The 11,404-nt window shown below is 40.1% G+C and carries 10 protein-coding genes and 1 other annotated feature; of the genes, 6 read left to right on the top strand and 4 right to left on the bottom strand.

Features of this window, described 5'->3' with window-relative positions; genetic code table 11:
• A partial coding sequence (locus WAM07_RS06105; RefSeq protein WP_422165634.1) for a transglycosylase domain-containing protein occupies positions 1–1,823 on the bottom strand: 1,823 nt, incomplete at its 3' end.
• 124 nt (positions 1,824–1,947) lie between these two features.
• Positions 1,948–2,154 (top strand) — a binding site (T-box leader).
• Between the two features lie 80 nt (positions 2,155–2,234).
• On the opposite strand from WAM07_RS06105, the gene tyrS reads away from it, so the two are divergent.
• Positions 2,235–3,500 (top strand): tyrosine--tRNA ligase, encoded by a 1,266-nt coding sequence (gene tyrS, locus WAM07_RS06100; RefSeq protein WP_422165632.1) that lies wholly within the window; start codon positions 2,235–2,237, stop codon positions 3,498–3,500.
• A 126-nt stretch (positions 3,501–3,626) separates the two neighbouring features.
• Complete coding sequence (locus tag WAM07_RS06095) at positions 3,627–4,211, top strand: kinase (protein ID WP_422165630.1); 585 nt, start codon at positions 3,627–3,629, stop codon at positions 4,209–4,211.
• Positions 4,212–4,268: 57 nt separating this feature from the next.
• Here WAM07_RS06095 and rpsD read toward each other — a convergent pair whose 3' ends face one another.
• Positions 4,269–4,871: a 30S ribosomal protein S4 gene (gene rpsD, locus WAM07_RS06090; protein WP_014644034.1), complete on the bottom strand. Its 603-nt coding sequence runs from the start codon at positions 4,869–4,871 to the stop codon at positions 4,269–4,271.
• A gap of 490 nt (positions 4,872–5,361) precedes the next feature.
• On the opposite strand from rpsD, the gene WAM07_RS06085 reads away from it, so the two are divergent.
• The gene (locus WAM07_RS06085) at positions 5,362–7,218 is read left to right on the top strand and encodes a sensor domain-containing diguanylate cyclase (protein ID WP_422165628.1); all 1,857 of its coding nucleotides are present in this window, start codon (positions 5,362–5,364) and stop codon (positions 7,216–7,218) included.
• 109 nt (positions 7,219–7,327) lie between these two features.
• Here WAM07_RS06085 and WAM07_RS06080 read toward each other — a convergent pair whose 3' ends face one another.
• Entirely contained in the window at positions 7,328–7,807 is a 480-nt protein-coding gene (locus WAM07_RS06080) for a GAF domain-containing protein (RefSeq protein WP_422165626.1), read from the bottom strand.
• 123 nt (positions 7,808–7,930) lie between these two features.
• Here WAM07_RS06080 and refZ point away from each other — a divergent pair, with 123 nt between their 5' ends.
• On the top strand, positions 7,931–8,533 hold the full coding sequence (refZ, locus tag WAM07_RS06075; RefSeq protein ID WP_422165624.1) for a forespore capture DNA-binding protein RefZ: 603 nt from the start codon (positions 7,931–7,933) through the stop codon (positions 8,531–8,533).
• Here refZ and hisJ read toward each other — a convergent pair.
• The gene (gene hisJ / locus WAM07_RS06070; RefSeq protein ID WP_422165622.1) at positions 8,516–9,325 is read right to left on the bottom strand and encodes a histidinol-phosphatase HisJ; all 810 of its coding nucleotides are present in this window, start codon (positions 9,323–9,325) and stop codon (positions 8,516–8,518) included. The genes refZ and hisJ overlap by 18 nt on opposite strands.
• Before the next feature lie 159 nt (positions 9,326–9,484).
• Here hisJ and ezrA point away from each other — a divergent pair, with 159 nt between their 5' ends.
• Entirely contained in the window at positions 9,485–11,176 is a 1,692-nt protein-coding gene (gene ezrA, locus WAM07_RS06065) for a septation ring formation regulator EzrA (RefSeq protein ID WP_422165620.1), read from the top strand.
• Between the two features lie 25 nt (positions 11,177–11,201).
• Positions 11,202–11,404 (top strand): hypothetical protein (locus WAM07_RS06060; protein ID WP_422165618.1); only part of this gene is annotated, 203 nt, incomplete at its 3' end.

Here is an 11,404-nt window from a genome sequence, read left to right as displayed (position 1 = left end):
TCGTGTTCAAATACGGTTTCACCGTCTTTGGTTTCGATTTTTTCGATCATATAGGCGTCCACGAACTTCCCGTTGTTCCCAAATGTTCCATAAGCATTGGTGTTTTCTTCGACTGTGATTGCTTTTGCACCTAAGGCCAAAGAAGGGCGAGAATAGTCGCTTGTTTCTTCAGTTAAGTTACTTATTCCCATTTTCTCCAGATAATTTTTAGCTGGATTTTGATCTACTATTTTTTCATATTGCTTTACGGCCGGAATGTTAAAGCTATTGGCTAAAGCATACCGGGCTGATACTAACCCGTGGTGCGTGCCAGAGTAGTTGTTAACTTCGCCATCTTCGCCTGGAGCTGTATTAGGATATTCGTAAGGTACGTCGGCTATAACAGTAGCTGGATGTCCTTCTCCCATATCAATGCTTGGGCCGTAGACTAGCAATGGCTTCATCGTACTTCCGATACTTCTGGCTGCATAAGGGTTTGTCGCATGGTTGACTTGGGACTTTTCGAAATCCCGGCCGCCAATAAATCCGTATATCTTTCCTGTGGCATTTTCCATGACTACGCTGCCTACTTCGACAGGAAGAGTTACTTCATACTTTTCTCCCTCGGCATCCTCTTTAGTAATGGTCTTGTCAGGTCCGAATCTATCGTCGTACTCATTCTTCACTTCCTGCATAGCATCATACACTTCTTTATCTATGGTGGTTTTGATTTGATAACCACCAGAAGTTAATCGGCGTTCAGCAAGTTCTTCATACTCTTTCGCGAGTTCTTCATCTTCTTCAAGATCTTTTTCACTATGGCCGTTTTCTTCTGCCAGCTGAACTTCTAAAATACCTTGAGCTCTTCTCTTAATCTCGTTGGTTAAGAAAGGATAGGTAATATTGGCAGATGTTGTAGAGTTTGCTAGATTCTCTTTAGTAATTTTAAAGTCTTTAGCTTCTTCATATTCCTGCTTTGAAATGTACTCGGCTTCATACATCCGCTCAAGCACCTCGTGCATACGATCCATGCCTGGCTCAAGTCCTTCTTCACTTTTAATGGAACCATCGTTATTAAAAGGGGTATAAGCGTAAGGAGCCTGTGGCAAACCGGCTATAAAAGCAGCCTGCGCAATGGACAGCTTTTCAGCTTCTACTCCGAATATTCCCTGAGCGGCAGTGGCCACGCCGGCAATGTTTTGACCATTAGCGTTCCGTCCGAAGGGCACAATATTCAGGTAAGCTTCCAATATTTCTTCTTTCTCGAAAAAACGTTCAATACGAAGAGCGAGCAGCATTTCTTTAGCTTTTCTCTCAAAGGAGACTTCGTTTGTGAGGATTTGGTTTTTGACGAGCTGCTGGGTTAATGTACTTCCACCTGTCTTAACTGCTGAGTTTGAAACTTCTTGTACGACCGCACGCATAATCGCTTTAGGCACAACGCCACTATGTTCTTTAAAGTATTCATCCTCTGTTGCGATGACGGCATTCGTAACATTATCGCTTACCTCATCCAGCTTTACTTCTTCACGGTAAAGATCTGATCGAACCTTGCCTAACATTTCGTCCCCGGCAAAGAACATTTCTGAGGTTTCTGAATAGTTGTAAATGCTTTCCTGCATTTGTTCTTTACTCCGAACCTCTTCGTCCTTAACGAGAGATGCAAAGTAACCGGCTCCAACTCCTCCGGCAAAGAAGAGTCCTATGAAGCCGATAATAATAAAGAATAAAATAACATTCCAAACTACATCTGCTGTAATACGTGATTTTTTTTGAATGCTTCCTTTTTTCCATAATGATTTAAAATCCATTTTATTTCGACCGCTATTTTTATTATTAGACATGATGAGACCTCCTAAAAAATCCATTCCATATTATAACACAACGGAATGAAAGAGGACATAAATGGAGAGGATATTCTTATTGCTTTTCCTTTATGAGTGTGATAAAAATATTACATAGTTAAATATGCGTGCGTTGAACGATTGAAGTAAAAAACAAATCACTGGTTCAGAGACCTGACGGTTGGTGGAAGTCAGGCCACATTTGTTTTTGAATTACGGTCCGGAGCAATCTTCTGGTATGAATCAGAAGACGGTTATGAGTAGCCGTTATCGATACAAGTGGCACAGACGTGCAACAAGGGTGGTACCGCGACGAGATCTCGTCCCTTTATTATAGGGATAATGAGGTCTTTTTTTTATGCTCTATCCGCCATTAAACATACGCATACTAAGAAAAAGAGGAGTGATCACATGGAATTGCTGAAAGATTTACAACAAAGAGGTTTAATTAATCAAATAACGGATGAAGATGGCTTGGCCTCTCACTTGAATGAGAAACAAGTTACTCTTTATTGCGGCTTTGACCCAACGGGAGCGAGTCTTCACATCGGGCACCTTCTTCCTATACTGATGCTGAAGCGATTCCAGCAGGCCGGTCATCGTCCTATCGCGTTGGTAGGAGGGGGCACTGGCATGATCGGGGACCCGAGCGGCCGCTCGTCAGAACGACAATTAAATGAGGCTAGTGTGGTTCATGAGTATAGTGAAAAAATTAAAGGACAGCTTGCTAAAATTCTGAACTTTGATGAAGGAGAAAATGCTGCAGCAGCTCGAAATAATTTCGAGTGGTTATCTGAGATGACGATCATTGATTTTCTTAGAGATACCGGGAAACATTTTGGCGTGAATTACATGCTTTCCAAAGAATCTGTGGAATCAAGGATAGAACAAGGGATCAGTTTCACTGAGTTCAGCTACATGATCCTTCAGTCACTGGATTTTCAAAAGCTGAATCAGAAAGAAAATTGTACGCTGCAGATTGGTGGCAGTGATCAATGGGGAAACATTACAGCTGGTTTAGAGCTAATTCGTCGTACTCGAGGAGAAGAAGAAGTAGAAGCTTACGGGTTAACTATGCCTCTCATTACAAAAGCCGATGGTTCGAAATTTGGGAAAACAGCTGGAGGAGCCATCTGGCTGGACCCTGAAGCTACTTCTCCTTACGAATTCTACCAGTTCTGGATTAATGCTGATGATAGAGATGTCATTAAGTTTCTCAAGTATTTTACTTTCTTAGGGATGGACGAAATCGCTGAATTAGAAAAAGAAGTGCAGGAGCAACCGGAAAAACGTGTTGCACAGCGGCGTCTAGCTGAGGAGATGACGAAGCTGGTCCATGATGAAGCGGCGCTTGCTCAGGCTCAGAGAATTACGGAAGCGCTTTTCAGCGGAGATATTAAATCTCTGTCAGGACAAGAGATTGAGCAGGGCTTTAAAGATGTACCAGCATTTTCATCTTCTGAAAAAGCACCTCAGCTTGTTCAGTTGCTGGTAGACGCCGGAATTTCCTCTTCGAAACGACAGGCCAGGGAAGATATTAAAAACGGAGCTGTGTATATTAATGGTGAGCGTAACCAGGAAGTAAACCACCAGATTAATGAAGAAAACCGTATTGAAGATCGATTCACTATTATTCGTAGAGGTAAGAAGAAATACTTCTTAGTCCGTTACGAATAAACTATTTAAAGCTGCCTTTTTTATAAGCCGTTCCAGGCTATAAGAAAGGCAGTTTTTATCTTTAGGTCTTTACGAATACGTGTGCCCAAGGCAATTAAAACTATTTAAAAGGAGGTTTGAATAGATATGGCGCACGAGCTATTTGATATTATTCCATCTCTTTCGTCTAATCAACTATATATAATAGGAGTCGATGGTTTAAGCCGCTCGGGAAAAACTACATTTGTAAACCAGCTGGAGAGCAAACTAAATAAAAAAGGGGTGGATGTCTTCACGTTTCATATGGACAATCATATCGTTAAAAAGAATGAACGTTACGACACTGGATTTGAAGATTGGTATGAGTACTATCAGTTGCAATGGGAGGTGGAGTGGTTAAGAGAGCATCTTTTTAAAAAAGCCAGACGTGGTTGTCAGCTTATTCTTCCTTACTATGATAACGAGTCGGATGATCATAAGTATCAAACGGTTGATTTACCCAAAGAGGGAGTGATTCTTATAGAGGGGGTTTTTCTTCAAAGAAAAGAGTGGCAGCCTTATTTTAATCACTTACTATTTTTAGATTGTCCTAGGAACCGGAGATTCGCACGTGAGGATCCATCTGCTCAAAAAAATATGGAGAAATTCAGAAATAGGTATTGGAAAGCGGAGGATTATTATATGCGAAATGTTAAACCTCGTGAATCTGCTGATTATATCGTGAATACTTAAAAGTGAAATTAAAGTAAAAAAACCGCCGTTTTAAACGGCGGTTTTTCAAGAAAACTATTAACGAGAGTAGAATTCAACGATAAGAGCTTCATTGATTTCAGATGGAAGCTCAGAGCGTTCTGGGTAACGAGAGTAAGTTCCTTCACGTTTATCTTCATCAAATGTAAGATATTCAGGTGTGAAGTTATTTACTTCGATAGCTTCTTCTACCACGTCTAGTTTCTGGGATTTTTCACGTAGGCTGATCACTTGATTAGGTACTACGCGGTAAGATGGAATATCAACACGTCCTCCATCTACAGTTACGTGACCGTGAGTAACTAGCTGACGAGCCTGGTTACGAGTACGAGCCAGACCTAGACGGTATACGATGTTGTCCAAGCGAGATTCAAGAAGAATCATGAAGTTCTCACCATGGATACCTTTCATATTACCAGCCTCTACGAATAGACGGCGGAATTGACGTTCAGTCAATCCATACATGAAACGAAGCTTCTGCTTCTCTTGAAGCTGAAGACCGAATTCAGATAGTTTTTTACGTTGATTTGGACCGTGTTGTCCAGGTGCGTAAGGGCGTTTTTCTAGCTCCTTACCAGTTCCGCTTAAAGAAATACCATAGCGACGGGATTTTTTCCAGGTTGGACCTGTGTAGCGTGCCATAGGAATTCCTCCTTTTTATTTTATTTGCATAAAATAAAAACAGTGTGGCCTTTATACGTTGCTCATTATGTTTTCATGCACCATCGCTCCAGCAGCAGAGAGTTACACGATGCACCTCTTGATAGAGGAACAAAATGATGACAACGCCGGTTCACATAGGCTGCCATTTATTTTACACAACGACAAGTATAATTTTTTTAAGTCGATAAGTCAAGAGGAAGGAATGAAAAAGTAGCAATAATAGAGAAGGTACACTTAGAATAGCTACTAAGAAAGGGTTCGCTATTTTGCTATTGTAAGATTAAGGTTTGTGGGGACGATCGCTTACCAATGTCATTTCACGATAAAGTCAGATATGAAACACCCTTACATTTACTAATATGGATGCAGGGATACATAAAATCGAAAGATAAGCATATTAAAATTCGTGTCAAGGCACAATGGAATGGTACAATAGACTCATTAAAGAAAGGGAGACAGGTGATGCTCTATGATACGGTCAGCGACTGATCAACTACTAATTCATCATATGCAGAGGGATTTTTTTAATTTACTTACAAATTCTGCTGGGTGTTCATATGAGGAATTTGTCATAGAAGTAGCTAATATAGTAAAAACTCAATTGGATGTACCTGTTGTTTCTGTTTATTTACGTAAGGAAGGGCAAGAAGCTTATCGATTGTACTCAAACCTTCAAGAAGCAGGGCTGAATTTAAAGAGATGCTTTCTGATAGAGCAGACAGAGGGTGCAATTAGAGATTTAATTGTTCAAACTTATACCTCCTTAGATGTAAGAGTTATTCCTTTAGAAAATAAATCAAAGAGAATTGGATATTTAGTGCTCGGGTGTGAGGCTTTCCATTGCTATAAAGATAGATTATTGAGAGAGACGTCCATTGAAATTGTTAAATGTCTATCCAAAGCAGAATTTGACCATAATATCTCAGATGAAAAAACAAAATATGAACGGCTGTATAATCTTACATCCAAATTTAATTCTTCTACTGATATGAACAAGATTATGAGGGAAACGATTCGCACTCTTAAGGAGAATGACTCAGGACTGACCTATACATTGTGGTTATCTCAAGACATCTCAACTGACCGTGATTTACCTGTGAAAGAGCTTTCTTATGATAATGACGTATCTTCAGCATCCAGTTCTCAAGCGTTTTTGACGGGGAAAATGCAAATAGAAGTATATGCACATAGTGGGTCACTAAAACTTTATGCTCCGCTAAAAGGAAAGCAAGGTGTTTATGGGGTTTTAGAAGTTCTAGATCCCTCTCGCATTCATCTTCCTAAGGAAGAGTGTGATCTTGTGGAGCTTATTGCATCCACTGTGGGTGACGCTATTGAAAATGTTCAGCTTTATCAACAGTCGAGGAAACTAAATAGTGATTTACAGCTCATCAATTCTAAATCCCAAAAACTAAATTCAAATACACGTTTTAACGAAAAAATTTCCTATATGTCTTCTACTCTGGCGGAGGCATTTCAGGCAGACGAAGTCGGGTTCGTGACTTTTAATGAGTGCAATCATGATGAGAACACAATTCTCGAAGGAAGTTCTCCCTATTTTGAAACGGCCGACTCACAACTGCTAATCTCGATGCTGAAGCAAAGGGTCAATAAAGAGAAAGGTGATGTATTCATTGGGAATTTATCCTCTACTAACCATAAATATGGTGAAAAGTATAAATCAATAATGGCTGTAAGGATGACGGATCATGAGCACCTGGACGGTCTTGCAATTGTTCTTCATAAACAGCCTTATTTCTTCTCATTTGATTCGTTCAAACTTCTTCAGTCTCTGATTCATCACTCAACGCTTGCTTTTGCTAATTCGATGCTCAGAGAAGAATTAGAGAAAACGGTGGTTACCGATTATTTAACCAAACTTCATTCGAGAAATTACTTAGATAAATGTGTGGAAGAACATACACTAAACGACAAATGCGGTGCTTTTATTCTCTTTGATATCGACAATTTCAAGGAGGTCAATGATACATATGGCCACCAAAAAGGAGATGAAGTTCTCTGCCAGACAGCAGAGGCTATTCAATCCGTACTGAATGGAAGTGGAATGGCTGCCAGGTGGGGAGGAGAGGAACTGGCAGTCTATATTCCAGGTATGATTTGTAAAGAGGCTTTTCAGGTAGCGGATAGCATACGAAAGGAAATATTCTTGGCTACTTCGCCTTCGGTAACCGTTTCTTGTGGTGTATCTTCCTGGAACGCTGACTCCCCTTTGAGTGGCAAGGAATTAGTAAGGCGTGCCGATGAAGCTTTATATAAAGCAAAGGAAGCTGGAAAAAATCAAATAGTTATGGAAGAAACTACTTAATTAAAGCCAACCTGGAAGGTATTTCAGCTGTTAACTAATTGAACGCCTTTCCCTGAAACTGCTTTAAGTAGAGTATAAATTAAAAACCCGCTGTCAGCGGGTTTTTAATTTATACATAAGTTTGAAGAATTTCAACAAATTTGGTTAGATATTTTTCATCCTGTTCATCAAATCTGTTTTTATTTGGACTGTCAATATCCAGCACTCCGAAGATTTCATTGTTTTTGAAAATAGGGATAACAATTTCTGACTGACTGGCCGCATCGCAGGCAATGTGACCAGGAAATGCGTGGACATCTTCAATTCTCTGTACACTTCTTTCAGCTACAGCCGTACCGCAGACACCTTTACCAGATGGAATTCTTACACAGGCTGGCAATCCTTGAAATGGTCCTAATATAAGCTGATCTTCTTTCCATAGGTAAAAGCCTACCCAGTTTACGTCTTCCAGAAATTGATTTAATAATGAAGAAACATTGGAGAGGTTTGCTATAACATCAGGTTCATCTTCAAGTAACGCTTGTAATTGTTTTAAAAGTAACTCATAGTTTTTTTCTTTCGTACCTGTGTATGAAGTGGATTGGAACATAATTAGAACCTCCTATAATGATTGATTCGACACACTCACATAAACTACTGTCGGTATTTGATGCACGATTCAAAGCAGGAAAACCCTTCCACAGGTAGAATTACTCTATGAGGGGGAAAAATGATGAACCGACAGAATGTCACACGTGATAGAGTGTTGGATGTTGCCTGCCGTCTATTTTACAGCAAAGGTTTCAACGGAACCTCGGTTCGTGATATTGCTAGTGCTGCTAATGTAAACGTATCCTTAATCCATTATTACTTTAAGAGTAAGCAGGGGTTATTTGAGTCTCTGGCTATCAATTATTTCGAGCCTTATTTAGAAATTTTAGAGAGTATTCATTTTACTGATGCAAATGAGCGTATAGAGACTCTAGTGAGAAAAATATTACATTATAAACTGTCTCACAATCAACTTTCCTGTTTAGTATATCGAGAACTTTCTTTAAATACAGTGTTTGCCCGGGAAATGCTTGTTACTTATTTAGCCAAAGAAGACCATCTGCTATCTAATATTTTATTTCAAAAATCATCGAAAATGGAGATCACTTTTAAGGAAAAGCTGAAAGTACTGCAGTTGAAAGGGCTTCTAAATGCTCCATTTACGATGCCTCATGAATTCAGGGACCCCTTTATTACTGAGGCTTCACTAAGCCATTTTGTGGAGGAGTACAGCCAGTCCATGCTAGAACAGGGAGCCGTGCAAAAGTTAGCGGTTAAAGCTTAGGATTCTAGGATCAATTTCGCTAAAGCCCTGCTTCAATCCAGACACTGCGTGAGCATCAGAGCCATAAACTAACGGAAGCCCCATTGAAGAAGCTTGATCTGCTATAGACTTTGGCGGATATGTTTCTTTGCAGTGGGGCTTTTGAAGTCCTGCTCCATTATAATCTAGTTCCAGTCCCTGCTCCTTGAGTACTTTAAGAAATTGTTCAGCTCGCACCTCCCAGCCCGGTGGAGAGGGATATAAGTCTTTAAATTTCCTGATCAGCGTCATGTGGCCAATCCTCGATGGTTTATAAGCTCCTAAATCCGCTTCAGCAGATTTTCTTAAATTATTAAAGTAGGCTTGATACAAATGGTTGCTGCCACCCAGATCATGAAGAGCCTCTTCATACATGTTAGGGCTGTAATCTATACAATACCATTGGCTATTTCCTTTAATGAAATGTACGGAAAGGATGCTGTCATCTAATTCAGGTCCATATCTGTTTAAGAAAGTCTCCGTTTCCCTTTCATACCCTTCGATATAGTCAACTTCAAACCCTGCTTGAATAGAGATATCATCCTTGTATTCTTTTTGCAGACGATTGATATCAGAAAGATAAGACTCCACTTCTGCTAGAGCCATTCCACTGTCTTTTTCAGGGACAGGGTCAACGAACGAGGTTGGCAGAGGAGCATGCTCAGTGAATGTCATGGTGTCGTAGCCAATAGATATGGCTTTCTCTATATATGATTTAAATGAATCTGCCGTTCCGTGCGGGCAGTATGGGGTATGGATGTGACCGTCTCTCATTCTTAAATGCTCCTTTAGGATTGTATTTTTGGTAAGTAGGTTAATATTTTTGAAATATTTTAGCCAAAATCTCTAAATACATGGTATCATTATAAACAACTATTTTACATTTCGGAACGAAAGAATCCGTCGGACGGTGATTTTGTAAGGAGGCTATTTATGAAGTACATCATTGGAGTTATACTGCTTGTGATTGCGCTATTTATCGCAGGGTTAATTTGGCGTAAGAAAGTCTATGATGCGGTGGACCGGTTAGAAAATTGGAAAATGGATATTACGAATAGGCCGGTGACTGAAGAATTATCAAAAGTGAAGAACCTGAACTTATCAGGGGAAACGCAAGAGAAGTTTGAAGCCTGGCGTGAACAGTGGGATACGATAATAACTAAGGATCTTACTGCTATTGAGAAAGATCTTTACGAGGCAGAGGAAGCTGCAGACCGTTATAAATGGAAGCGAGTCCAGAAAGTATTAGATAGCACAGAGGACAAGTTAGTAGCGATTGAAAACGACATTCAAAAAATTCTGGAAGATCTTAAGAGTTTGCTGGATTCGGAGGAAAACAGCCGAATTGAAATCGAATCCATTGGTCCTGAAATTAAGGAATTGTCCCGCAAACTAATTCAGCACCGTAACCAGTTTGGCCAATCTGCTTCTTTGTTCGAGAAACGAGTAGAGCAGCTGGAACTGCAGTTGGGTACGTATGAAGAATTAGCCGAGCAGGGCAACTATATTGAGGCGAATAAACTGGTCCAGTCCATTCGTGAGGAGTTGGTTAACCTTCAGGAAGAGACCGAAATGTTCCCTGAGCGTTATAAGAAAGTAAACTTGGAACTGCCAGAGCAGTTAAGAGAGCTTAAGCAAGGGATCGAAGAAATGAAAGCAGAAGGTTACCGAGTAGCTCATTTAGATTTGCTCCCTGAAATACATAGGTATGAACGTATTCTTACGGAAGCATTAGCCAGATTAAATGAAAATGACCAAACAGATGTAGAAGAATTAATTGTTGAAATTGAAACAAGAATTCAGGAAATTTATCAGATGCTCGAGAGAGAAGCTGTTGCTCATCAATATGTTGAGAAACAGTATGCACCTTTAAGGTCGCAACTTGATAACCTCGAAGCTGTCTTTATGGAAACGGAAGAAGACATGGAAGAAATTGATGTTTCTTATCAGATGCAAGGGGAAGAAGCCGAATCCTATGAGGGATTGAAAAGCTGGTTTAGTCAGCTAAAGAAAAAGTTTATCAGCCTGGAGCATAAGAGACAGGATGGAGAGTCGGCTTATTCAGAGCTGCGACTGGAGCTTGAAGAAGCACGCCAGAATTTGATGGAACTTCAAGAGAAACATCAGGAGTTCGATGAGAAAGTTCAAGCTTTAAGAAGAGAGGAAATGGATGCAAAAACGAAGCTTTCTGATATGGAGCAGTTACTCTTAGAAACATATCGGCGGTTAAAACGCAGCAACATACCAGGAATTCCATCTTCGATTTATGAAGACATGAAAATAGCGAGTGAAAAAATTGATGAAGTTTTTGCATGTCTTGAAAGAGAGCCTTTGGATATGGCCGCCGTTCATAACCATTTAAACGATGCATCAGATATGACACAGGCTATCTATGATGAAGCTCAAAAAATTATGGATAGAGCCCGCTTGGCTGAGAGAGTTATCCAATACGCCAATCGATATAGAAGCAAGTATCCAATTCTAGCAGCACGACTACTGGAGGCGGAAAATAAATTTAGATCTTATCAGTACGAATCAGCCTTAGAATTAGCGTCTGAGGCTCTGAAGGAAGTCGATCCGGATGCCTTTTCACGCATAGAGGAAAGGGAACAAGTCATGGTATAGGGTTGTGCACATGAGAAAGATGCTAGTGATCGGTACAGCAAGTGTTTGTGTGCTGGTATGGAGTGCTGTGATAATGGTCTATCTTCTTACCTCTCCACAAATTTTTGAAGCAAATGATCACGGTTTGGCGTCTAATTCCGGTAACCTGCTAAAGGAACAAAAGATCTCTAGTTTTTTTGAGAAAATAAATGAAAACAAAAAACTCTTATCCCAAAGCGAAACAATAAT

This window comes from Halobacillus sp., from assembly GCF_049282395.1.
Classification (GTDB): domain Bacteria; phylum Bacillota; class Bacilli; order Bacillales; family Halobacillaceae; genus Halobacillus.
Note: the sequence above shows the minus strand (reverse complement) of the source record. Positions and strands in the feature narration are given on the sequence as shown.